Genomic DNA, 23,583 nt, shown 5'->3' with positions numbered 1-23,583 from the left:
GATAGTCTAATTTTATCTTATTTTTCTTTTTTGATAAGTTCTTTAAGTTCTTCGATAAATACATTAATATCCTTAAATTGTCTATAAACGGAGGCAAAACGAACATAGGCAACATCATCAACCTTCACAAGTCGTTCCATCACCATTTCTCCGATAATTTCACTATTTATTTCAGAAACACCTTGGCTTCTAAGTTCTTTTTCTACTTCACCAGTTATATCCTCAAGTGTCTGCAAAGCGACAGGACGCTTTTCGCATGCTTTTATAAGACCACGTAAGATTTTATCACGGCTGAACTCTTCTCGGGTGCCTTCTTTTTTAACAACAATTAAAGGAATTTCCTCCACCTTTTCAAAGGTAGTGAATCGAAATGAGCACCTTTCACATTCTCGTCTACGTCGAATTGAGCGACTGTCATCAACGGGGCGCGAATCAAGTACTCGGGTATTACTATTTTGACATGAGGGGCACTTCATACGTCAATCAGCTCCGAATAAGAAATCTTTATAAGTCTATCTTATTAAAAAGAAGGTAGATGTACAAGTGAAGACTGTTTAATATTAAGGGTTTATTTGCTTTTTCAGGATATTTTTTTGAAAGCGGAAGGTATATCGTGTTTTTGTGTTTGACCCATATATTGCGATAAAGACCAATATCCACCAACACCACTTTTAAAACATAGAAAAAGGCTACCCCAAAGTGAGTAACCTTCCTCAAATTATCTTATCCAACCTTAATTTTTGCTGTTTGTAGGAGAGCAGCTGCCACATAATTCGCTAAATCAACTACACGGCAAGAATAGCCCCATTCATTATCATACCAAGCTAATACTTTTACTTTATTTGTTCCCATCACCATCGTTGATAAACCATCGATGATAGCTGAATGTTCATTTGTATTAAAATCAACAGATACTAATGGTTCGTCTGTAATATCTAGCACACCACTCAAGGAACCCTTTGAGGCTGTAAAATATGCATGGTTAACATCGTCAATCGTAACATCTTTTTTCAAATCAACTACAAGATCCACTAATGAAACGTTTGGCGTTGGAACCCTCAAAGCCATTCCATGAAGTTTCCCCTTAAGATGCGGTAGTACCAAGCTTAGTGCTTTGGCAGCACCCGTAGAAGTAGGAATAATCGATTGACCACATGCTCTTGCACGACGTAAATCTTTATGTGGATTATCGATATTTCTTTGGTCGTTTGTGTAAGCATGAATCGTTGTCATGAGTCCATTTTCAATACCAAACTTCTCATCTAATACCTTCACAACAGGAGCTAAACAGTTTGTCGTACAGGAAGCATTTGAAATGACATCATGCTCATTTATATTTAGGTCATGTTCATTGACCCCCATCACTATGGTAACATCTTCATTTTTACCAGGTGCTGTTAAAATTACTTTTTTGGCACCTGCTTTTAAATGGAGGCTCGCTTTGTCTCTAGAGTTAAATTTCCCTGTCGCCTCAATGACAATATCAATCCCGTATTCCTTCCATGGAAGTTCTTCAGGATTTCGATTGCTTATTAGTTTCACTCTTTTTCCGTTCACTACAAGGGCATCATCTTCCGCAACGACTTCTCCAACGAATTGGCCATGATTTGTGTCATACTTTATCAAATGTGCTAATGTCTCCGCTGGATAGCTTGCATTAACCGCAACGATATCTAAATTATCTTCAAGGATGGCCTTTCTAAAAACCATTCTACCTATCCTTCCAAATCCATTAATCGCTATCTTCGCCTTCATTATGCGGCCCCTTTCGTATAAAGTAATTCTTAAATCAATCGAGGTCATAGGCCCCTTATATTAAGAAATACAATTTAATGAGGTTATCTCTCACCCATGTATGAGATATAATCCTCGTTCCAAAAAGATAATGTTATACTTTTTATCCGATATTTTCGTCATTAGTATAACATATTAACACTAATTTGTGATGATTAATTTCACAAAAATATAAAAAAAAGAAGCCTAATCGCTTCGTTATATATTCAACTCTGTAAGAATTATATTTAATTGTTTTTTTGTATCTTCGATTGTGCCATTGTTATCAATAACCGCATAGCTTAATTGAACTTTATCCTTCAGTGGCATTTGAGACTTAATCCGAGCAAGAGCCTCTTCTTCTGAAAATCCGTTCCGTTCCATCAGCCGCTGAAGCTGGGTATCCTCATCCACATAGACTAGTAGAACCTTATCTACCATACTTGTTAGCTGGCTCTCAAACAACAGAGGAATGTCCATGACAATAAGGCTTTCTCCATTTTTTACCGCTTGTTCTCGCTTTTCAAGCATACGTCGACGGACATCAGGATGCACAATGCTGTTTAGCTTTAATCTTTTTTCTTCATTGTTAAAAATTATTTCCCCTAGCTTTGCCCGATCAATTTGACCATTTGGAAGCTTAATCTCTTCTCCAAAATATAATACAATCTCGTTGTAAGCCGGCTCCCCTATTTCAACAGCAAGGCGTGCCTCTAGATCAGCATCAATAATTGTATAACCCATTTCTCTTAATAAGTTAGATACCGTACTTTTTCCACTAGCTATTCCACCAGTTAATCCTACAACTAATGCCATCATCGTAATTCCTTTCGTCCAAACGTATATGTATGTGCAAAAGCCGTTGACTTGGCTTTTGCAAAAAACACCCTACATCTTCCAAATTCCAATAAAGATCAACAATATCCCAGGAATAAAAGTAAATTTTTGCATCATGTTACTCTTTGAAAATACGACTCCCATCTTCATTCCTAAAGAAACAAATAAGGAACTCATGACCGCCACTGTAAGAGCGAGTACATGAGGTGAATAGCCAAGCATTGCCGCGCCAATTCCAGCTCCGAACGCATCCAACGACAGTGCTAATCCGAGCATAAATGCCTCAATACCAGTAATCGTGCCAGATTTATCAAAATCAGCAGACATCGGTTTTTTCAAGATGTTTATCACGATTCCTAGTGACTTAATTTCAAAATTTACGATAATTTTTTCATGAGGGAGAGCATCCTTTGATTTTTCCGGGCGAAAAAATTGATACAGAATCCATACTCCTAAAAGGATTAGAACAATTCCTCCAATTTTTTCGGCCATTTCAGGCGAAAGAAAAGCTTCAATAATTTGACCGACTGCCATTGCTCCAATCAATGAGATTGCCGAGCAACCAGCAATGACTAATATGGACTTAAACGGAATTTTCATTTTTCTTAGCCCATAAGTAAAACCAACACTAAAACTATCAAGGCTTACTGCAAATGCAAGTAGAAGTAGTGAAAATGTGAACACTGAAAGTAGCTCCTTCCTAACAAAAAACTAAGATAGTATATGGAAGGAGCTACTCCAATGTTAATCTCTAACGACTTTTAGACTTTTTTCTCTTTTGACACTTCGGACAGAAAACTGTCCCTCTTCCCCCTACTACAATGCGTTCAAGCTCGGAGGAACAAGTCTTACAAGCCTTCCCATTACGTCCATACACAAAAAGCTCTAATTGAAACATCCCTATTTCACCTTGACTATTCACATAAGAGCGCACTGTGCTACCACCCTTTGCCACTGCTTCGGTTAGCGTTTGGATGATTTCATGATGAAGTATTTTCATTTCCTTTTTCGTAAGACTGCTTGCACTTCGTTCAGGGTGAATTCCTGCCTTAAACAAAGCTTCATCCACATAAATATTTCCGAGTCCCACAACGAGCTTTTGATCAAGTAATACTGTTTTTATGCTACGATTCGTTTGAGCAAGCATTCGCTCCATGCGCGCAACCGTGAATTCCTCAGAAAATGGCTCAGGTCCAAGCTGAGATAAGGGCAGCTCAGCGAGCTCCTCTCCTTTTTTAAAAAGATGCATCGTCCCAAACTTTCGCACATCTCGATATCTCAATTGTGTTCCATCTGTGAAGTAAAAAATAACATGGGTGTGCTTATCTATTTCTTCTTCTGGCGTATAAAGTCCGTACCGTCCCTCCATTCGCAAATGGGAAACAAGGGCAAAATCAGTTGTATAAAAGATGAGGAATTTCCCTCTTCGACTTATTTCCTCAATCACTTGTCCAACAAGGGCATCCTTAAACTGTTCTACTTCTACTGGTTTCTTGATGATTTTCGGCCAGGTAACCGTGACGCGCTCGATGGTTTTCCCACTCACGAGCTCGACCAGTGTTCTCCGGACCGTCTCCACCTCTGGTAGCTCTGGCATTCAATTTCCTTCTTTCATTTACGCTCTTTTTATACGAAAAAAACTTGTTTATTTTCTAGCGAAAAAGACTTGTTTATTTTCTGGCGAAAAAAACTACATTCATTACGAAAACAGCGTTCATTTATTTTGCATCAAACCATGTTGGTCCATAAGAGAAATCAACCTTTAGAGGTACCTCCAACTCAATCGCATTCTCCATTACATCTGGTACAATCTCTTTTAATATCTCGATTTCATCCTGTGGAGCTTCAAAAATCAATTCATCGTGAACTTGAAGAAGAAGTCTTGTTTTTAATCCTTCTTTTTCAAGACGATCTGCCATATCTATCATTGCCTTCTTAATGATGTCAGCAGCACTTCCCTGGATCGGTGTGTTCATCGCTGTTCTTTCCGCAAAGCTTCTAATATTGAAATTCCTGCTCGTAATCTCAGGCAAATAGCGTCTGCGGTGCAGTAGGGTCGATACAAATCCCTTCTGTTTGGCATCTTTTACGATGTCTTCCATATAATCCTTTACGCCAGGATAGCTCTCTAAATACTTCTCAATGAACTGTCCAGCTTCTTTTCGCGTAATATTCAAGCTTTGTGACAAGCCATAATCACTAATTCCATAGACGATTCCAAAGTTAACCGCTTTAGCGTGGCGGCGCATGTTGGATGTCACTTCATCCTTTGACACGCGGAATACTTCCATCGCTGTCTTCGTATGGATATCCAGCCCTTCTTTAAAAGCCTCAATTAATTTATCATCGCCTGCAATATGAGCGAGAACGCGGAGCTCAATTTGCGAATAGTCGGCTGCAAAAATGACCCAGTCCTTTTCAGAAGGAATAAACGCCTGACGGATTTTTCTTCCTTCCTCTAAGCGAATCGGGATATTTTGTAGATTTGGATCGGTTGAACTTAAACGCCCTGTTTGTGTGAGAGCTTGGTTATAACGAGTATGAACCTTATCATTCTCTGGATTGACTACCTTCGAAATTCCTTCAATATAAGTCGATTGAAGCTTACCTAACTGACGATAATGAAGGATTTCCTTAATAATAGCGTGATCGGCTGCCAACTTTTCAAGAACATCAGCCGAAGTAGAATAGCCTGTCTTCGTTTTTTTCACAGGAGGCAACCCTAGCTTTTCAAACAATATAATCCCTAGTTGCTTCGGTGAATTAATATTAAATGCTTCACCCGCTAGCTCATAAATTCGTTTTTCAATTTTCACCAGCTGTTCATTAATGTCTTGTCCCATTTTACGCAAACGTTCCAAATCCACCTTGATTCCCGTTGATTCCATGTCAGCTAATATTAAAGACAATGGCAATTCTAATTCATAAAATAATTCATATTGTTCGTTTTCATATAACTTATCTTCAAGTAATTGTTTGAGTTCAAATAAAACAATCGCCTTTCTCGCTAGATGCTCGGCCAATGCCTCCTCTTCAGGCACTCTCCGTTTTGCCCCTTTACCATAGAAAACATCATCCGATTCAACATTTCCATGGCCATACGTTTTCCCAACAGAAGCTATATCATCGATCGTTTCAGATGGATTTAGTAAATAAGACGCCAGCAACAGATCGAATTCCACACCTTTTAGATGAATATCATGGTGTCGAAGCGCGACCTCACTTCGTTTCGCATCATAGACCCATTTCTTCTTGCTGTCATCCTCTGCCCACTTTTTAAAAGCTTCTGACGTAATCGCTAATTCTGTAGGGATAAAATAGCTCCCCTCATGATGGGCAATGGAAAATCCAACAATCGGTGCGTAATGATAGTTATCCTCTAATATCTCGACATAAAGGGCAGACTCGTCTGCAAATAGGTCTTCAGTAATTTCTTTTACCATTTTGAATTCGATCTCTTCTAATGCCTTAGCTTCTTCAGCTACATCCATTTTTTCTAAAAGAGAGTTAAAGCCCAATTCCTTAAAGAACTTGATCAGCTTGTCCTGTTCAAAGCCCTCATACTCCACTTCTTCAAGGCCAATCTGAACAGGTGCATTACGAATAATCGTCGCTAGCTCCTTACTCATCAAAGCTTGGTCCTTAAACTCTTCTAGCTTTTCCTTCAATTTGTTCCCACTTACTTCATCAATGGAAGCAATGAGATTTTCAACGGTCTGAAACTCTTTTAATAGTTTAATTGCCGTCTTTTCTCCAACTCCTGGGACACCTGGAATATTATCTGACGCATCCCCCATCAAACCCTTCATTTCAATAATCTGTTCAGGGATTAAGCCATACTTTTCCTTAATATGTGCTGGGGTGTATTCCTCAATTTCTGTAATCCCTTTTTTCGTAATCGCTACAGTCGTTTTATCAGAACTCAACTGAGTTAAATCCTTATCTCCTGAGATAACCTTTACCTCAAAGCCATCCTTCTCAGCTTCTAAAGATAATGTCCCAATAATATCGTCTGCTTCGTAGTTTTCAAGCTCATATCGAGAAATTCCATAAGCATCTAGCAGTTCTCGAATATAAGGAAACTGTTCCGATAACTCTGGTGGCGTCTTCTGTCTTCCACCTTTATATTCGCTAAAGGTACTATGACGAATCGTTGTTTTTCCAGCATCAAACGCAACCATAATATGAGTTGGTTTCTCATCCTCGAGTATTTTCATCAGCATCATCGTAAAACCATAAATAGCATTTGTATGTATACCCTTATCATTATTAAGTAGTGGCAGCGCAAAAAAAGCGCGATATGCAATACTATTTCCATCAATCAATACAAGTTTTTTCGACATTTACATCTCCCTCACTTCAAAAAAATAACCGTTGTTTTCCTCCCCTTATTCTATCATGAGAACGTAGAGAAGGAAAAACAACGGTTATTTAGATTGGCTCTTTTCGAAAATAACGTTTGAATTATTCTGTGTACCCCATTAATAGTCGTGCGTACGGAGAATCAGAAGGAAGAACAATAACAGTTTCATCATTGATTGTCTTTTTATAGGATTCGAGAGTTCTAAATAAGGAATAGAATTCTGGGTCCTTTGAAAAAGCCTCATTGTAGATCTTCGCTGCTTCTGCCTCACCTTCTGCTCGTATCAACTCTGCATCCGCGGATGCCTTCGCAAGGTCTGCCTTCACGCTTTTATCCGTTTCTGCTTCAATACGATTTTTTTCAGCGTCACCTTGTGACAGATAGCCTTGAGCAGTGGATTGACGTTCAGATATCATTCTCGTAAAGACGGACTGTTCATTTTCTTCTGGTAAATCCGTCCGTTTAATACGTACATCCGTTACGACGATTCCATAATTATCGTTTGCTAATAGTTCGTTTACTCTTTCGGTAATTCGATCATTCAAGGAACCTCTAGATGACTTCTCATCGTTGATAATTTCCTCATAATTTAGTTGCCCTAATTCTGCACGAACGACAGAATAAATAAACTCTTGCATACGTGTCTCCACATTAACAACTGTTCTAGCATTGGAAATCATTTTTTTCGGATCTTCAATTCGCCAAACCGCATAATTATCAATTAACACACGCTTTTTATCTTTTGTATTAATTTCTGCTTCCTTCACATCATAGGTCATTTGATATTTTGGTAATGTAGTAACCGTTTGGATGAACGGAATTTTATAAGTAATACCCGGTGTGTTATCAATTCTGACAACCTCACCAAATTGACGAATGACTTTATACTCGCCTTCTTTGACAACGAAGAGATTCGTAAAAATCAGGATAATAACGGCAATTACAATGACAGCAAAGATACCGAGCTTAATATAGGCTCGCCCATTGAAGCCACTTCCGCCACGTTCATTCATATCAATTACGTTTTGATCACTCATCCTTTGCTTTCACTCCTTCCTCAGTTGCTGCTTTCGTGTTTTCAAGTGGACGTATCGGGAAGTATTTCAGTGTATTCCCATCATCATTCATAATGTAAATTTCTGCACCTGGGAGGACCTGCTCTAATGTTTCCAGTACGAGACGTTGCTTCGTAATGTCCGGATTATTTTTATATTCGGCATACAATTCATTAAATACAGCAACACTACCACGAGCTGCTTCTACACGAGCTGCCTTATCCCCTTGTGCTCGAGAAATGATGGCCTTTTGTTCCCCTACTGCTTCATTTTCTTTTTGGTTCTTGTATTTATTTGCTTCATTTAATTTGGTATTCATCGTTTCACGCGCATCCGTCACTTGAGTAAACGCCTGACGTACTTCATCATTCGGAAGCTCCACATCCTGAAGTTTCACAGCAAGAATCGAAATCCCAATGTCATACTTCTGAATTAGTTGAGACAGCAGATCATGAACATCCGCTTCAATATCTGCTTTTCCAGATGTCAAAGCAGCATCAATTGCGGAATTCCCGATGATACTTCTTAACGAAGCAGAAGTAGCATCTCGTAATATTTCTTCTGGATTATCCGCATTATACAGATATTTAGATGGTTCATTTATTTTCCATTGCACAACGAGATCAGCTAAGACAATATTTTCATCACCAGTGATCATCTTTGTTTCTTCAGGGAATTCCTTAATAACTCCATCCTCGTTTTCTTCATATCCAAACTGTAAACTAAATGTCTCTTTCGATAATTTTTCTACACTTTGGATTGGCCACGGCAATTTGAAATTCAAGCCTGGCTCCTCCACCCCTTCTTCTACTTTTCCAAAGGTTAATAGAACGGCTTGCTCTGATTCATCCACCGTATACCAGGTGGTAAAAGCAACAAGACCGAGTATTAAAATTCCGAGGACCAAACCAAGTATCGTATAAATTCGCTTAAGACTTACCATAGAGTCTCCTTTCCTCCTGCAGATTTGTGTCTAGTCTTTTTTACGTTTTTATTACAAAAAGGTTTCATTATTCTGAAATGTCGGAGACTAAGAGGCAGTTTATTTGCAAAAAAAGACCACACCCATGGTAAGCTTACCTACCTTTAGGTGCAGTCCCCAAATCAACTTTCTATTTCACCGGAAACTTTTTGTGCAGTTCAATTGTAAAGGTTGTTCCTTTTCCTACTTCACTTTCGACGGCTATTTTTCCTTTATGAGCTTCTACTAAATGCTTAACGATTGCTAGCCCTAGTCCTGTTCCGCCTGAATTGCGACTTCTCGCTTTATCGACACGATAAAATCTTTCAAAAATACGCGGGATTTCCTCTTGTTCAATCCCAATTCCAGTATCCTGAATGGAAACAGCAACAGTCTTTTCATTTTCCACGATCGAAATAGAAACTTCTCCACCATTCAACGTGTATGCGATAGCGTTACTAATCAGGTTAATAAAGATTTGCTTTAAGCGATAAGCATCCCCTTCGATTTCGATCGCTTCCTCTGAACCTTTCATTAGAACCTGAATATTTTTATCATCCGCTTTCGGTTTTAAAATCGGGAGCATCTCTTCAAATAATTGATTGAGATTAATACTTTGAATCGACAGTGTATAGCCTTGTTGTTCAATTTTGGACAGCTCCAATAGATCTAAAATGAGCGTCTGTATCCGATTACTTTCCTCCAAAATAATGTGAAGAAAGTTTTCTAATGTTTCCTTATTCTCTTTTGCTCCATCTAATAAAGTTTCCGTAAATCCTTTTATCGATGTGATCGGCGTCTTCAATTCATGGGAAACATTGGCCACAAAATCTTTTCTGACCTGTTCTAGCTTCTTAATTTCCGTAATGTCGTGAAAAACTAGGAGAATCCCTTTCCACTCTTCATTCGTCCCTAAAATCGGAACACCATACACCTCAAAGTATCGTCTTTCAATCCCAATTGGAAGTACGACTTGTTTTCTAACCTTATGCTCGGTCATAAAAATTTCTTCGATGATCTCAGAAATTTCTTTGTACTTAATCACTTCATAATAGAGCTTATTTAAATAAACCTGCTTTTCTACATGGAATACTTCAATAAAAGTGCGATTAATTAAATTAATATGCCCCTTACTATTAATGAGGAGCAGACCACTTCCCATATTTTCAATGAGTGCGCTTAATCGTCCTTGTTGATTTTCGTTTGCCTTTACCATTGCTTGAAGATTTCTCGCTAATATATTGATAGAGGTACTTAACATTCCTGTTTCTTCTAGAGAATCTTCATAAGTTCTAGCTCGGTAATTTCCCTTTGCTAATTCAATCGCAACCTTAGTAGCCGATTCGATCGGTCTCGTATACCTTGAGGTAATCCGCGCTCCTAAAATTAAAATCACAACAAGCGCTGTACCTAAGCAACCTATGAGGAGCCACCATATTTGTTGATAAGCTTTTTGAATTTCAGATAGCTTCGCACTTAAGAAAAGATATCCTTCTACCTCATCATCGAGCTTAATTTGTCCCCAATAGTATTGGAGGTTATAACCCCCACCTACTTCTAATGTTTTCTCTTGTTTTTTATTTCCGATCTTGTTTTCAAGAATATCATGAATAATCGATTCATGACGTGCTTGTTCAAGATTATTGATGCTACCACTATCATAAACAATCTTCTCATCAGAATTGACGATTGTGATTCTACTATCTAATGTTTCACTGTACCATTCGAGTTTCTCGTGATCCAATTGATCGAGACCACCCGATTCTTCTAAGAAGGCTGCAAGTATGCTACTCTCCTTATTTAAACGAGAATCGTAGGTATTCATATAATGACTTTTAAATAATTGGCCTAAAAGTAACCCTAACCCTATTAATACGGCAAAAATGAGGGTGACTAAGCCAACGAATAGCTTTGTCCGATATCCCCTCATTCTCCCTTAGGCTCCTCCATCTTGTAACCAAGCCCACGAATCGTCTTGATAAAGGTTGGTTTTTTGGAATCTTGTTCAATTTTTTCACGAAGGTGACTAATATGAACATCGACAATTCGCGTATCACCTGCGAAATCATAATTCCAAACTGCACTTAATAATTGGTCTCTCGTTAGTACTCTTCCTTTATGCTTTGCTAAATAAAGCAAGAGCTCAAACTCTTTTGGAGTTAACTCTAGCAACTCTTCATCAAAATAAGCCTCATAATGCTCAGGAAATATTTTTAGACTACTAATTTTGATATACTCTGTATCTGCTGGAATTTGTCCAGGCATAACTGGTTGAACCTGTACTCTTCTCAATATTGCCTTCACTCGTGCGATTACTTCTCTAGGACTGAAAGGCTTTGTCATATAATCGTCCGCACCTAATTCCAAACCAAGAACTTTATCGAACTCTTCATCTTTTGCCGTTAGCATTAAGATTGGCGTTGAGACTTTTTGCTGTCTTAGCTGTTTGCACACGTCAATTCCATCTAATTTAGGCAGCATTAAATCGAGGATAATTAAATCTGGGTTTTCGCTTAGGGCAAGATTTTTCCCTTCTTCTCCATCCATAGCAGTTATAACCTCGTATCCAGACTGCTGTAAATTATATTGTAGCAACGTTACAATTGATTGTTCATCATCTACGACAAGAACTTTTTTCACGATAAGCTCCTCCGGGTTTGAAATTTTTCTTACATTTACAATTTCATTATAATATAAATTTTCTTGATTAAAGTAAATTTACAATTCTTTTACAAACTAGAAATCAAATTTAAAATATACTAGGTTGCAAACAAAAAGAAGAAGACATACAAATTGTACATCTTCTCCCCAGCTTATTTAAAATCCCTCTAAATTTTTATCTAAAAATTTTCTAAAGCTTTTCCGTCCATTCCTCCCAAACGTTCTGGCGGGGAAACTTGCATGAGTCCTTGAATCACAACTTCTTCTTCCTCATTTGTTCCTTTTACACTTAGTTGAATCGTATTCGTTCCAGTATTTACATCCACTACCTCAAATAAAAAGTGAACGATTCCATAATGGTAAACAGGCTTGAGAAAATCAATATCTTGCTTGAGAATATGGCTTCCAGGGCCTGGAAGATATTTCGAAATCGCTGAACTGATAAGTCCAGTTAGCATAATCGTTGGTACCACTGGCTTTTTGTAAGAAGTTTGCGCAGCATAATCATGTTGAATATAAAGAGGATTAGCATCATCAGTAAGACCCAAATACAATAATAAATCCTTATCTTCGATTTTTTCAGATAGCGTTAGCTTTTCACCAATTGTGATCTCACTTATTTTTCTTCCTAGCTTTCTTTTTCTTCCAAGCAACATGGAATCTCCACCTCCAACAATTGTAAACGGTTTCATTTTTTATATTTATCTTACCATAAAAATCTAGAAATAGAAAAATCCAGGATCAAGCCCTGGATTTTTCACTAGCTATGCAATTATACTAACACAGCCATAACATTTCTAACTGATTCTACCGATTTGTCTAGAGCTGCTTTTTCATCAGCAGTTAGTTCAAGCTCGATCACTTTTTCAATTCCGTTGGCTCCTAAAATCGTCGGAACACCTAAATAAATTCCTTCATAGCCGAATTCACCTTCTAAGTAAGCAATCGATGGCAACACACGGCGTTGGTCTTTAAGAATCGCTTCACACATTTCAACTAGTGAGGCAGCTGGAGCGTAGTACGCACTACCGTTTCCTAGTAAGTTAACAATCTCACCGCCACCTTTACGGGTACGCTCTACTATGGCATCTAAGCGGTCTTTTGGAATTAGTGTTTCTAATGGAATCCCGCCAGCGTAAGAATAGCGGACAAGTGGCACCATGTCATCTCCATGACCACCTAAAACAAAGCCAGTGATATCTTTTACAGATAAATTTAATTCTTGTGAGATAAATGTACGGAAACGCGCTGTATCAAGAACGCCAGATTGACCGATGACACGATTTTTCGGGAATCCTGATTCTTTAAAAACGGTATAAGTCATAGCATCTACGGGGTTCGTTAAAACAATGATCGTACTGTTTGGAGAATATTTCACAATTTCCTGTGTGACAGATTTCATGATTTTTTGATTCGTTTGAACTAAATCATCCCGGCTCATTCCAGGTTTACGTGCGATTCCAGCTGTAATTACGACAATATCTGAATCCTTCGTATCCTCGTAATTAGAAGTGCCTGTAATATTCGCATCAAATCCTTGAACTGGACTAGCTTCAAGCATGTCGAGCGCTTTTCCTTTAGTCGGGTTTTCCATTTGTGGAATATCCACCAATACAACGTCTCCAAGTTCCTTTTGCGCTAGTAAAAATGCAGTTGTTGCTCCAGTAAATCCTCCACCAATAACAGATACTTTTTTACGTTTTAATGACATAATATTTTTCCTCCTTAAGGATTAAAATTCATTATGCAAAGGAGACTGACTCAAAAAAATGAGTCAGTCTATTATATGTCGTACCTATTATAAATTTTTAATTAATTCATCACCAAATTCAGAGCACTTCACTTCTGTTGCGCCTTCCATTAGGCGAGCAAAGTCATAAGTTACGACTTTAGAAGCGATGGTCTTTTCTACAGACTTCGTGATAAGGTCTGCAGCTTCATTCCAACCTAAGTGTTCTAATAAAAGTACTCCAGAAAGAAGTACAGATGATGGGTTCACTTTATCTAAACCTGCATATTTCGGAGCTGTACCATGAGTTGCTTCGAAAATAGCATGTCCAGTTTCATAGTTAATGTTGGCTCCAGGAGCTATTCCGATTCCACCAACCTGAGCAGCTAGTGCATCAGAAATATAGTCACCATTTAAGTTCATTGTTGCTACAACATCGAACTCTTTTGGACGAGTTAAAATTTGTTGTAAGAAAATATCAGCAATCGCATCTTTAACGATGATTTTGCCAGCAGCCTCAGCTTCTGCTTGAGCTTTATTCGCAGCTTCAGTACCTTCTGCATCTTTGATTCTGTCATATTGAGCCCAAGTGAATACTTTATCACCGTATTCTTTTTCTGCAAGCTCATATCCCCAGTTCTTGAAAGCACCTTCTGTAAATTTCATGATGTTTCCTTTGTGAACTAGTGTTAAAGATTTACGTCCTTCTTTAATTGCATATTCAATCGCAGCACGTACTAAACGGCTAGTTCCTTCTTCAGAAACTGGCTTAATTCCTAGACCTGAAGTTTCAGGGAAACGAATTTTATTAACACCTAGTTCAGTTTGAAGGAAGTTGATTAATTTTTTCACTTCATCAGAACCTTTTGCATACTCAATACCTGCATAGATATCTTCAGTATTTTCACGGAAGATCACCATATCCGTATCTTGCGGACGCTTAACTGGAGAAGGTACTCCTTCAAACCAGCGTACAGGGCGTAGACATACAAAAAGATCAAGTTCTTGACGAAGTGCTACGTTTAGAGAACGGATTCCTCCACCGATAGGAGTTGTAAGTGGCCCTTTAATCGCAATTAAGTATTCTTGGATAACATCAAGAGTTTCTTGAGGTAACCATTCGCCTGTTTGATTAAATGCTTTTTCCCCAGCTAAAACTTCTTTCCATTCAATCTTACGCTCACCTTTATATGCCTTATCAACGGCAGCATCTAATACACGTGATGCAGAAGCCCAAATATCTGGACCAATTCCGTCTCCTTCAATAAAAGGAACGATTGGATTATTTGGTACGTTTAATACCCCATTTGTTACTGTGATTTTTTGACCTGACATAATGATTCTCCCTCCAAATTCGATGACTTTCTAAAATGTTTTGCTTCTAGTTACGAAAATCAAAGGTTAGCGACTTTACCGCCTACATGGGCGGCTGTGTCATCTAACCTTTTCTCATTCCACTACAGCAATTTTTACTGAAAATTCCCATATAAACTAGTTTCCCCTCACTAATTCTAGCATAAATTGTAGCAATAGTCAGAGAAAAAAATCTATAAAAGTAAAATGCTGCTTTCTATTTTATAAGCCTCTTTGTTCAACTGGAATATATTTTTGCATTCCAGGTCCTGTGTAATCGGCACGTGGACGAATTAAGCGGTTATTTTCATATTGTTCTAGAATGTGAGCTAACCAACCAGACACACGGCTAACAGCAAAAATCGGTGTGAATAGATCGTGATCAATACCTAAGCTGTCATACACGGATGCAGAGTAAAAATCTACGTTTGGTGGTAAGTTCTTCTCACCAGTTACGATGTTTTCAATGCGTGTCGACATTTCGTAGTATTCAGGCTTTCCAGTAAGGTTCGTTAATTTCTCGGACATTACCTTTAAATGCTTGGCACGTGGATCCCCTTTTCTATACACACGATGACCAAAGCCCATGATTTTTTCCTTATTATCAAGCTTTTCGCGAACATATGAATCTACTTGATCAACAGATCCAATCTCAGTCAACATCTTCATAACTGCTTCGTTTGCTCCGCCGTGAAGTGGCCCCTTTAGCGCACCAATGGCAGCTGTAATACCAGAATAAACATCTGATAATGTTGCTACACAAACGCGAGCAGTAAATGTAGAAGCGTTTAGTTCATGATCTGCATGAAGCACTAACGCTTTATTGAAAGCTTCAATCGCAATTGGTTCAGGCTCCTGACCAGATAGCATATAAAGGAAGTTCGCTGCAAAGCTTAAATCTGTGCGTGGAGCTACAGGTTCTAAACCTTTTCTAATGCGAGCAAATGTCGTCACTATAGTAGGAAGCTTCGCTTGTAAACGAATCGCTTTACGATAATTAGCTTCTGGGTCCATTGCATCCGCTTCTTCATCGTACAATCCTAGTAGCGAGACCGCTGAACGAAGGGCTCCCATAGGATGTACTTTGTCAATTGGATACATCTTAAAATGGTCGATAACTTCTTTCGGTAATTCTGCATTTTCAGCTAACTGTTTAGTAAGCTCTGCAAGCTCTAATTTTGTAGGTAGCTTTCTGTGCCAAAGAAGATAGATTACTTCCTCAAAAGTGGCGTTTACGGCTAAATCATCAATGTCATACCCTACATAAGTTAGTGTATCATCAATGATTGAACTAATGGAGGATGTTGTTGCGACTACCCCTTCCAGACCACGTGTTACAGTCATCTTAACTCTCTCCTTTACCAAATAAATTTCCCCATACCCTTTGTCTGTACTTTTACAAACGTCTATCTATGCGGTCTTCGTTAGACCAATAAGTCGGCAACAAATGCCGAGCCACAGACCATTCTTTAAATGGTTGAGCGCTTGCTCAATAACATCGAAAAGAAAATGCTTTCATTTTCTTAAAAAAAACCAAATAAATGTTTGTTGCGGATCATAAGACGGATGCGCTTACAAGTCCTATTATAAACAATTATCTGACTTTTGTGAACGGAATGTGGCTAAAATGTGAAAAAATTAATATTTTATTAGAAAAATAAAGAATTATTTCACCGCTTATGAAAAGGTTATCATTTTTAATACTCATAAAGCAAGATTAAGAGTATTCTACTTAAAAAAATCGAATACTCTCATGACCATATAAGCAATTCCAGCACCAATTAATGGGCCAACAGCCACACCTTTAAAGATAGACACTGCTAAAATTGTCCCTAGAACGAGGGCAGATGTTATATGTGGATCCTTTGCTAATAAAGTAATCCCATTTTTCGCTAAGAGGGCAACAACCATCCCAGATATCAACGCTATCCATGCGTAAGGAGACTTGAATGCACTTGTTAATTCTTTAAAGCCAATTTCCCCACTAGCAATTGGTGCAAGAACGGCAATTGTGATGACAATAACTCCCCAATTAATACCTTTTGAATGAATAAATGCAAAATACTTTGAATCTACACCAATAACTTTCATAATAATAAGGAAAGCAATGGCAATAATTAGTCCATTGTTTTTAACAATTAATCCAATCCCCAACAAAAGAAGTAAAAAAATAAGTGACTGGGAAAACACAGATTTCTACACCCTTTCTCGATGTATTGTTATCTCAACATAGAAATTAGTCATATACATTGGACAAACTCTCAAAAAAAAACTGACTAATAGAATCTTTTACTGTGATAAAACGTAGTATTAAACAAAGTATGAACCATAGGTAAAAAATTTGCAAAAGGAGGTTCCTATGAACTATACATATTTGCATCGAACCCTTAGATTTATTTTAGTCATAAGCATCGTTATTGTTAGTTTTCTAGCACTTTTCTACCTTTCAAAGGTAACCTATCCTTTTATCATCGGCTTTCTGATCGCGTTTATGATGAATCCATTAGTGAATTTTTTTAATACGAAAGCACGAATGCCCAGAGTATTAGCAGTAATCGTGAGTCTGCTGATTATTTTTGCCCTTTTCGCAGGATTAATTACGCTATTGGTCGCTGAAATAGTTTCAGGAGCTGACTATTTAGCTCAGGTTGTTCCAACACATCTTGAAACATTAATTGATTACATTGAGCACCTGTTTGCATCACAAATTATTCCACTTTATAATCAGCTCTCAAATATGTTTGACAATCTTGGGACAGGCCAACAAAACACTATCCTAGAGAATATTGAAAATGTCGGAAGAACGATTGGTACGACATTAGGTGATTTCATTCAAAACTTTTTTGAAAAGATTCCTAATATCTTCTCTTGGTTTCCTAATGCTGCAACCGTCGTGATCTTTTCATTGCTCGCAACATTTTTTATTAGCAAGGATTGGTATCGATTATCTGCACGTGTTGGAAAACTCATTCCGGCCAAAGCTAAATCTAGTGGAAAAACTGTTTTTAGTGATTTAAAAAAGGCTCTGTTCGGTTTTGTCAAAGCCCAGCTTACTTTGATTTCGATCACAACCATTATCATCCTAGTCGGTTTACTTATTCTTCGAGTAGATTATGCCATTACGATAGCGCTGGTAACAGGACTTGTTGATATTATCCCTTATTTAGGTACCGGGTTGATATTCGTGCCATGGATTATCTACGAAGCGCTCATAGGTGAGATTCCTTTAGCAATCGGTTTAGGCGTTCTTTATGTTATTGTTCTCGTGCAAAGACAAGTCATGGAGCCAAAGGTTCTTTCCTCCAATATTGGACTAGACCCACTTGCGACACTAATTGCATTGTTTGTAGGATTTAAGCTGATTGGCTTTTTAGGCTTGATCGTTGGTCCAGTGACTCTAGTCATACTTACAACGCTTCATCGGGCTAGTGTATTTAAGGATCTTTGGGGCTATATTAAAGGATAATTTGTATAAAAAAGTAAAACTCGCCAAAAGAATTGGCGAGTTTTACTTTTTAGGAAGAATACAATCAAAACAGGTTCTCTCGGACTCACTCTCTTTTAAATATGATGTCATGTACTTAATCGAATAAATAGCATACAGAATATAAGCGGATTTTTTCCGGTTAGATATTTGATGAAGGTCGTTTCGGAATAGATAGGCGGAGCTTTTCCGACTATGCTAAGAAAAAACCCTCATTTTCACTGTTTTCGAGTCAATAAGGGTCTTTTCTCCGTTTATATAAGCCATTCTTTAATAAAAATCACTAGTTTAGCGGAATTAATCCGTCTATTTATTAGATCGGACGCTTAACCTGCTCTCCCAACCGATAGGTGCGGACCCTTTTAATTCCTGATGCGGGAATCAGCATCTTTTTATCGACTAGTTTAGAAAGTACTTTTTTTACCGTCTTGTCACTTAGCTTCAAATACTGCCCGACTTCTTTAGGGGATATGGCTTCTCCTTTTCGAACCGCTAGCCTAAGTATTTCCTTTTCAACAATGGTCAAGGATTTTTGTTCCAACTCATCACCCAACCATTGGCCAATCACTTGCTGAACAATCTGTTGGCATCGACGAGGCTTCTCTTTCACTTGATCATAAGAAAAGCGGATCACGGTCCATCCGTCAATTACCAACTGATTTTGACGTTCCAGGTTGTCGGAAAATTGCCATCTACTTATGTTCCCTAGGTGAGGTCCATATCCGTCGACCTCAAAGCATAATCGGACGCCGGGACGAATATAAGCAAAATCTAAATATCTCTTGCCATCCTTGAAATCATCGACTTCATATTCTGGATGAAGGTACTTGAAGTGAAAAAATATTGGCCACCAAACTTGCATCAAGAACAACATTTCAGCCTGGCTATGCCCTTCTTGTAAACGCCGTAATCGTTCGCCGGTTCTTGCCTGCAAATGTGCATCCAAAAAGTCCTGGTATTCTTTTTCAAACCCCATAGCATCTCTCCTCATTTTGTAATTAATGTTTTTTAAGAGCATACTTTAGCCTTGTTATTTAAAATAAGTGGCCAAATATACAGTTAGATTAAATGAATTTGAAAAATGCTCTTCCTCAATTTTCTCACAATTAAAGTTTGATGTTATTTATTCCTCGATTGGAACCATAAAATCATATTCAGAAACTCCGTACTTGGCAAACATCTTTTCCTTATACTCATCAAATGAAAGGTAGAAGTTTTCTGGTGGGTTGCCAGCTAGTATCGTAAATACTCCGTTTTCGAAAGATACGAAGTAGCTTCTCTCCTGGTTTACATTGCTATCCATGAATGAAGCTGTAAACTCTTCTAATTGTGCAGAAGTTAGGCTATCGTTCAAAGCCACCTTTTCCCGACTTCCGTCTTTCTTTTCTAATACAAATACACCGTGTCCTTCACTCTTCTTTTCCTTATACTCAATTGAGTTTTTAGTATATTTCTGTATTGTTTTGGTGTAGTAATATCCGCACCTCATACAAAAAATGTACATTTCATGACTTTTGTAATAATTATCCTCCAAAGCAGAACGTCCACAACATGGACATTTAATAGCATACATAAGTGATGCCACTAATGAATCATCTCCTTTGTTTATTCATTTTAAATTCGGACAGTTTTTTTAAGCGAAAGGGTGTTAATGCTGGTGAGCTGGTGAAAAATAGATTAAATGCGGTTTCAATAGAAAAGTGGAAAAAGACAATTAAAGACTTGCGGAATAGGTAACCTAAAAGAAGATTTAGTGAGAGGAAATTGAAGATAGAGCTATTTTTAGTTTAAATAAATTGTTAGATTTGTCAATCTATTTTATTTGAATGTATGTTTTACCGTAATGCATCAAAATGAGGTCTTGTGCTTAATCGAGTAAACAGCATACAGAATATAAGCGGATTTTTTCCGGTTAGATATTTGATGAAGGTCGTTTCGGAATAGATAAGCGGAGTTTTTCCGACTATGCTGAGAAAAAACCCTCATTTTCACTGTTTTCGAGTCAATAAGGGGCTTTTCTCCGTTTATGTAAGCATTCTTTAATAAAAATCACTAGTTTAGCGGAATTAATCCGTCTATTTTTCAGTTCGGATGCTGCTCGGCTCAGTTCGGTATCTAGCCCGGTTCCTCCCCAAAAAACGTCTACCTATCTAATGATCGTAAAAGTGTTACGATCCATCCATTTTCTTAATCCACTTTTAATAAGCCCTCTAAACAGTTTCCTCGTTTGTGGAATGAGCAATAATAATCCTGCTATATCCGTTAGGAAACCTGGTGAAAGAAGTAACACGCCTCCAACTAGGATACAAACACCATCGATGATCGACTCTCCAGGTGGTCTTCCATATTGCATTTCAGTTTGAGCACGTCTTAACGTTTCTAAGCCTTGTTTTTTCGCTAAATACGTTCCAAGTACACCGGTTAGGATGATAAGCCCAACAGTTGGCCATACACCGATTAAATTCCCCGATAAAAGCAATACACCTATTTCACAAGCTGGAATAACGATAAATAACAATAAGAGAAAATTCTTCACCATGATCCCCCTCTTAATTCTAAAAAAAGGAAGGGGTCTCCCCTTCCTTTTTACAGCTTATTAAAGTACGCTTGCGTGACCGTTATAAACGACACCACGATTTGCATCTACAGTAATCTCTTGTCCATCTTTTAAAATCGATGTAGCATTTTCTGCACCAACGATAACTGGAATTCCTAAGCTTAAGCCTACTACAGCAGCATGACTTGTTAAGCCACCTTCTTCTGTAATTAATGCACTGCTTTTCTCGATTGCTGGAACCATGTCTGCATCAGAACCAATTGTCACAAGGACAGATCCTTCTGTCACTTTTGCTAAAGCTTCTTTTGCATCACGAGCAACGACTACTTTACCGTAAGAAGACTTGCGTCCGATTCCTTGCGCTTTTACAAGCACATCTCCAACAAGATGAATTTTCATTAAGTTCGTTGTGCCAGATTCTCCAACTGGTACTCCTGCCGTAATCACAACAAGATCCCCATGCTTCACAATTTGGCAATTTAAGCTTGCTTGTACCGCTGTATCTAACATATCGTCAGTTGTGTCTGCTTGAACACCTAACTGAGGGTATACGCCCCATACAAGTGCGAGACGACGATATACACTAGGGTGTGAAGTAACGGCCACAATCGGAGCTTTTGGACGATACTTAGAAATCATACGTGCTGTATGTCCGCTCTCTGTAGGTGTGATAATCGCACTTACAGATAAATTCAAAGCAGTATGAGCAACGGATTGACCAATTGCATCCGTAATATTTGTATCACTTTCTTTTGTACGCTTCGATAATAGACGCTTATGATCAAGCGCAGTTTCTGCACGAGAAGCAATATTGTGCATTGTTTGCACAGCTTCAACTGGATACATACCTGCAGCTGTTTCACCAGAAAGCATGATTGCATCTGTTCCATCAAAGATAGCGTTCGCCACGTCACTTGCCTCAGCACGAGTTGGACGTGGATTTCTTTGCATAGAATCAAGCATTTGCGTAGCAGTGATAACAGGCTTTCCAAGATCATTACATTTCTTAATCAAGTTCTTCTGAACTAATGGTACTTCTTCTGCAGGAATTTCAACTCCAAGATCCCCACGAGCAACCATTAATCCATCAGATACCTCAAGGATTTCGTCGATATTATCAACACCCTCTTGGTTTTCGATTTTCGGGATAATATTGATATGTGTTCCGTTATTTTCTTCAAGAAGCTTGCGAATTTCCATCACATCGGATGCACGGCGAACGAAAGAAGCTGCGATAAAATCAACCCCTTGCTCAATTCCAAATAAAATATCCTTAGCGTCTTTTTCAGTAATACCTGGAAGTTTTACTGACACACCTGGAACGTTTACCCCTTTTTTGTTTTTCAGGGTACCACTATTTAGGATTTTTGTATGGATTTCCTTCGCTGCACGATCGATTTCAATTACTTCAAGTCCAATTAGTCCATCATCAAGTAGAATCTTTGATCCTGCTTCGACATCATCAATTAAACCTTCGTATGTAATAGAAAATTTATCTTCTGTTCCTTCTACTTCCGTCATGGAAATAGTAATGTTCTTTCCTGCCTCTAATTCAATCGCACCATTCACCATATTATTCGTACGGATTTCCGGACCTTTTGTATCAAGTAGAATAGCAACATTTTTGTTTAATTTTTGTGATGCTTCACGAATATTTTTAATACGATTGCCATGTTCCTCAAAATCTCCATGAGAAAAGTTCAATCGTGCTACATTCATTCCTGCTTCCATCAATTGTGTAAGCTTTTCTACACTTTCACTCGCTGGACCAATCGTACAAACTATTTTTGTTTTACGCATTTAAAATGCCAACCCCCATATATATATTCCTACAAATTGTTAAATCGATAATTCTTTTGAAAGCTTTAACATACCCATATCAATTTCATGCTTCTTCGTTTCAAGGGCTTCGATAATGTCATAGTCAACAAGCTCGTTTTTCACGATTCCAACCGCACGGCCGCCTCTACCTTCAATTAGTAGTTCAACCGCACGTGCTCCTAAACGACTAGCTAGTACTCGGTCACTTGCAGTCGGTGAACCGCCACGCTGCATATGTCCTAGTACGGAAACACGGGTATCATAGTTCGTCAATTCTTTGATTTTTTGACTAATTTCCACACCGCTTCCGACACCTTCAGCTACGACAATGATACTGTGTTTTTTGCCACGTTCGCTACCTTTTTTCAAACGGTCACAAATATCGTCCATTGAGAAGTTTTCCTCAGGAACAAGAATTGTTTCTGCTCCGCCAGCAAGTCCAGCCCATAGAGCGATATCACCAGCATCACGGCCCATTACTTCAATAATAAAAGTTCTTTCATGGGATGTTGCTGTATCACGGATTTTATCGATCGCATCAATAACTGTATTTAATGCCGTATCAAAACCAATTGTAAATTCAGTTCCTGGAATATCATTATCGATTGTACCTGGTACACCTACACAAGGGAATCCTTGCTCAGTCAGCTTCTTAGCTCCCATGTAAGAACCATCTCCACCGATAACAACAAGTCCTTCAATCCCTAATTTCTTTAATTGCTCAATCCCTTTTTGTTGTCCTTCTTTTGTCTTAAATTCCTCACAACGCGCAGAATATAGAACAGTACCGCCTCTATGTATAATGTCCCCAACTGAGCCTAACTCTAACTTTTTGATGTTACCGCTAATTAAGCCAGCATAACCTCCATAGATTCCGTAAACCTCTAAATCATGGTATATACCTTTTCGTACGACTGCACGAACCGCAGCATTCATTCCAGGTGCGTCGCCACCACTTGTTAATACGCCAATCTTCTTCAAAAAAAATC

21 protein-coding genes are annotated in these 23,583 nt (G+C 38.3%); 1 reads left to right on the top strand and 20 read right to left on the bottom strand.

Annotated features, from left to right (window positions below; all coding sequences use genetic code 11):
* Nucleotides 1–17: 17 nt before the first annotated feature.
* The 15 genes from nrdR to FAR12_RS15165 all read right to left on the bottom strand — a co-directional run bounded on the left by nrdR (nt 18) and on the right by FAR12_RS15165 (nt 16,922).
* Nucleotides 18–476, bottom strand: a complete 459-nt coding sequence (gene nrdR, locus FAR12_RS15235) for a transcriptional regulator NrdR (protein ID WP_126409629.1) — start codon at nt 474–476, stop codon at nt 18–20.
* Nucleotides 477–723: 247 nt separating this feature from the next.
* Nucleotides 724–1,755, bottom strand: a complete 1,032-nt coding sequence (locus FAR12_RS15230) for a glyceraldehyde-3-phosphate dehydrogenase (RefSeq protein ID WP_126409628.1) — start codon at nt 1,753–1,755, stop codon at nt 724–726.
* A 237-nt stretch (nt 1,756–1,992) separates the two neighbouring features.
* A complete protein-coding gene (coaE, locus tag FAR12_RS15225; RefSeq protein ID WP_126409627.1) occupies nt 1,993–2,589 on the bottom strand; it encodes a dephospho-CoA kinase in 597 nt (198 codons plus the stop codon).
* Nucleotides 2,590–2,661: 72 nt separating this feature from the next.
* Nucleotides 2,662–3,294 (bottom strand): sporulation membrane protein YtaF, encoded by a 633-nt coding sequence (ytaF, locus tag FAR12_RS15220; protein WP_126409626.1) that lies wholly within the window; start codon nt 3,292–3,294, stop codon nt 2,662–2,664.
* Between the two features lie 67 nt (nt 3,295–3,361).
* The gene (mutM, locus tag FAR12_RS15215; RefSeq protein WP_126409625.1) at nt 3,362–4,207 is read right to left on the bottom strand and encodes a DNA-formamidopyrimidine glycosylase; all 846 of its coding nucleotides are present in this window, start codon (nt 4,205–4,207) and stop codon (nt 3,362–3,364) included.
* A gap of 121 nt (nt 4,208–4,328) precedes the next feature.
* A complete protein-coding gene (gene polA / locus FAR12_RS15210) occupies nt 4,329–6,953 on the bottom strand; it encodes a DNA polymerase I (protein WP_126409624.1) in 2,625 nt (874 codons plus the stop codon).
* A 121-nt stretch (nt 6,954–7,074) separates the two neighbouring features.
* Complete coding sequence (gene hflC, locus FAR12_RS15205) at nt 7,075–8,010, bottom strand: protease modulator HflC (RefSeq protein WP_126409623.1); 936 nt, start codon at nt 8,008–8,010, stop codon at nt 7,075–7,077.
* The gene (gene hflK / locus FAR12_RS15200) at nt 8,003–8,971 is read right to left on the bottom strand and encodes an FtsH protease activity modulator HflK (protein WP_126409622.1); all 969 of its coding nucleotides are present in this window, start codon (nt 8,969–8,971) and stop codon (nt 8,003–8,005) included. The genes hflC and hflK overlap by 8 nt, the downstream gene beginning before the upstream one ends.
* Before the next feature lie 169 nt (nt 8,972–9,140).
* Entirely contained in the window at nt 9,141–10,919 is a 1,779-nt protein-coding gene (gene pnpS / locus FAR12_RS15195) for a two-component system histidine kinase PnpS (RefSeq protein WP_126409621.1), read from the bottom strand.
* Nucleotides 10,916–11,632 carry a response regulator transcription factor gene (locus FAR12_RS15190; protein WP_126409620.1) on the bottom strand — a complete coding sequence of 239 codons (717 nt, stop codon included), beginning with the start codon at nt 11,630–11,632 and terminating at the stop codon, nt 10,916–10,918. Before FAR12_RS15190 ends, pnpS begins: the two co-directional genes overlap by 4 nt.
* Nucleotides 11,633–11,829: 197 nt before the next feature.
* Nucleotides 11,830–12,306 (bottom strand): MaoC/PaaZ C-terminal domain-containing protein, encoded by a 477-nt coding sequence (locus tag FAR12_RS15185; protein ID WP_126409619.1) that lies wholly within the window; start codon nt 12,304–12,306, stop codon nt 11,830–11,832.
* A gap of 116 nt (nt 12,307–12,422) precedes the next feature.
* Nucleotides 12,423–13,361: a malate dehydrogenase gene (gene mdh / locus FAR12_RS15180; protein WP_126409618.1), complete on the bottom strand. Its 939-nt coding sequence runs from the start codon at nt 13,359–13,361 to the stop codon at nt 12,423–12,425.
* A gap of 87 nt (nt 13,362–13,448) precedes the next feature.
* Nucleotides 13,449–14,717 (bottom strand): NADP-dependent isocitrate dehydrogenase, encoded by a 1,269-nt coding sequence (gene icd, locus FAR12_RS15175; protein WP_170972220.1) that lies wholly within the window; start codon nt 14,715–14,717, stop codon nt 13,449–13,451.
* A gap of 237 nt (nt 14,718–14,954) precedes the next feature.
* Complete coding sequence (citZ, locus tag FAR12_RS15170; RefSeq protein WP_126409616.1) at nt 14,955–16,076, bottom strand: citrate synthase; 1,122 nt, start codon at nt 16,074–16,076, stop codon at nt 14,955–14,957.
* A 384-nt stretch (nt 16,077–16,460) separates the two neighbouring features.
* Nucleotides 16,461–16,922: a DUF441 domain-containing protein gene (locus tag FAR12_RS15165; RefSeq protein WP_126409615.1), complete on the bottom strand. Its 462-nt coding sequence runs from the start codon at nt 16,920–16,922 to the stop codon at nt 16,461–16,463.
* Nucleotides 16,923–17,091: 169 nt separating this feature from the next.
* On the opposite strand from FAR12_RS15165, the gene ytvI reads away from it, so the two are divergent.
* The gene (gene ytvI / locus FAR12_RS15160; protein ID WP_126409614.1) at nt 17,092–18,198 is read left to right on the top strand and encodes a sporulation integral membrane protein YtvI; all 1,107 of its coding nucleotides are present in this window, start codon (nt 17,092–17,094) and stop codon (nt 18,196–18,198) included.
* A 331-nt stretch (nt 18,199–18,529) separates the two neighbouring features.
* Here the strand turns inward: ytvI and FAR12_RS15155 are convergent, their stop codons facing one another.
* The 5 genes from FAR12_RS15155 to pfkA form a co-directional block, all read right to left on the bottom strand.
* Nucleotides 18,530–19,192 carry a DNA-binding response regulator gene (locus tag FAR12_RS15155; protein WP_126409613.1) on the bottom strand — a complete coding sequence of 221 codons (663 nt, stop codon included), beginning with the start codon at nt 19,190–19,192 and terminating at the stop codon, nt 18,530–18,532.
* Between the two features lie 147 nt (nt 19,193–19,339).
* Nucleotides 19,340–19,789 (bottom strand): hypothetical protein, encoded by a 450-nt coding sequence (locus FAR12_RS15150; protein ID WP_170972219.1) that lies wholly within the window; start codon nt 19,787–19,789, stop codon nt 19,340–19,342.
* A 573-nt stretch (nt 19,790–20,362) separates the two neighbouring features.
* Nucleotides 20,363–20,752, bottom strand: a complete 390-nt coding sequence (locus FAR12_RS15145) for an FxsA family protein (protein ID WP_283202150.1) — start codon at nt 20,750–20,752, stop codon at nt 20,363–20,365.
* Between the two features lie 60 nt (nt 20,753–20,812).
* Nucleotides 20,813–22,573 carry a pyruvate kinase gene (gene pyk / locus FAR12_RS15140; RefSeq protein WP_126409610.1) on the bottom strand — a complete coding sequence of 587 codons (1,761 nt, stop codon included), beginning with the start codon at nt 22,571–22,573 and terminating at the stop codon, nt 20,813–20,815.
* 39 nt (nt 22,574–22,612) lie between these two features.
* Nucleotides 22,613–23,575, bottom strand: a complete 963-nt coding sequence (gene pfkA, locus FAR12_RS15135; protein ID WP_126409609.1) for a 6-phosphofructokinase — start codon at nt 23,573–23,575, stop codon at nt 22,613–22,615.
* Nucleotides 23,576–23,583: the final 8 nt, after the last annotated feature.

The sequence above is a fragment of the Bacillus yapensis genome, assembly GCF_005280205.1.
Classification (GTDB): Bacteria; Bacillota; Bacilli; order Bacillales; family Cytobacillaceae; genus Robertmurraya; species Robertmurraya yapensis.
Note: the sequence above shows the minus strand (reverse complement) of the source record. Positions and strands in the feature narration are given on the sequence as shown.

Bases quoted from the DNA above. Each gene is read 5' to 3' on its own strand.
- nrdR (WP_126409629.1), bottom strand. From the start codon at position 476: ATGAAGTGCCCCTCATGTCAAAATAGTAATACCCGAGTACTTGATTCG.
- FAR12_RS15230 (WP_126409628.1), bottom strand. From the start codon at position 1,755: ATGAAGGCGAAGATAGCGATTAATGGATTTGGAAGGATAGGTAGAATG.
- coaE (WP_126409627.1), bottom strand. From the start codon at position 2,589: ATGGCATTAGTTGTAGGATTAACTGGTGGAATAGCTAGTGGAAAAAGT.
- mutM (WP_126409625.1), bottom strand. From the start codon at position 4,207: ATGCCAGAGCTACCAGAGGTGGAGACGGTCCGGAGAACACTGGTCGAG.
- polA (WP_126409624.1), bottom strand. From the start codon at position 6,953: ATGTCGAAAAAACTTGTATTGATTGATGGAAATAGTATTGCATATCGC.
- hflC (WP_126409623.1), bottom strand. From the start codon at position 8,010: ATGAGTGATCAAAACGTAATTGATATGAATGAACGTGGCGGAAGTGGC.
- hflK (WP_126409622.1), bottom strand. From the start codon at position 8,971: ATGGTAAGTCTTAAGCGAATTTATACGATACTTGGTTTGGTCCTCGGA.
- pnpS (WP_126409621.1), bottom strand. From the start codon at position 10,919: ATGAGGGGATATCGGACAAAGCTATTCGTTGGCTTAGTCACCCTCATT.
- FAR12_RS15185 (WP_126409619.1), bottom strand. From the start codon at position 12,306: ATGTTGCTTGGAAGAAAAAGAAAGCTAGGAAGAAAAATAAGTGAGATC.
- mdh (WP_126409618.1), bottom strand. From the start codon at position 13,361: ATGTCATTAAAACGTAAAAAAGTATCTGTTATTGGTGGAGGATTTACT.
- citZ (WP_126409616.1), bottom strand. From the start codon at position 16,076: ATGACTGTAACACGTGGTCTGGAAGGGGTAGTCGCAACAACATCCTCC.
- ytvI (WP_126409614.1), top strand. From the start codon at position 17,092: ATGAACTATACATATTTGCATCGAACCCTTAGATTTATTTTAGTCATA.
- FAR12_RS15155 (WP_126409613.1), bottom strand. From the start codon at position 19,192: ATGGGGTTTGAAAAAGAATACCAGGACTTTTTGGATGCACATTTGCAG.
- FAR12_RS15150 (WP_170972219.1), bottom strand. From the start codon at position 19,789: ATGTATGCTATTAAATGTCCATGTTGTGGACGTTCTGCTTTGGAGGAT.
- pyk (WP_126409610.1), bottom strand. From the start codon at position 22,573: ATGCGTAAAACAAAAATAGTTTGTACGATTGGTCCAGCGAGTGAAAGT.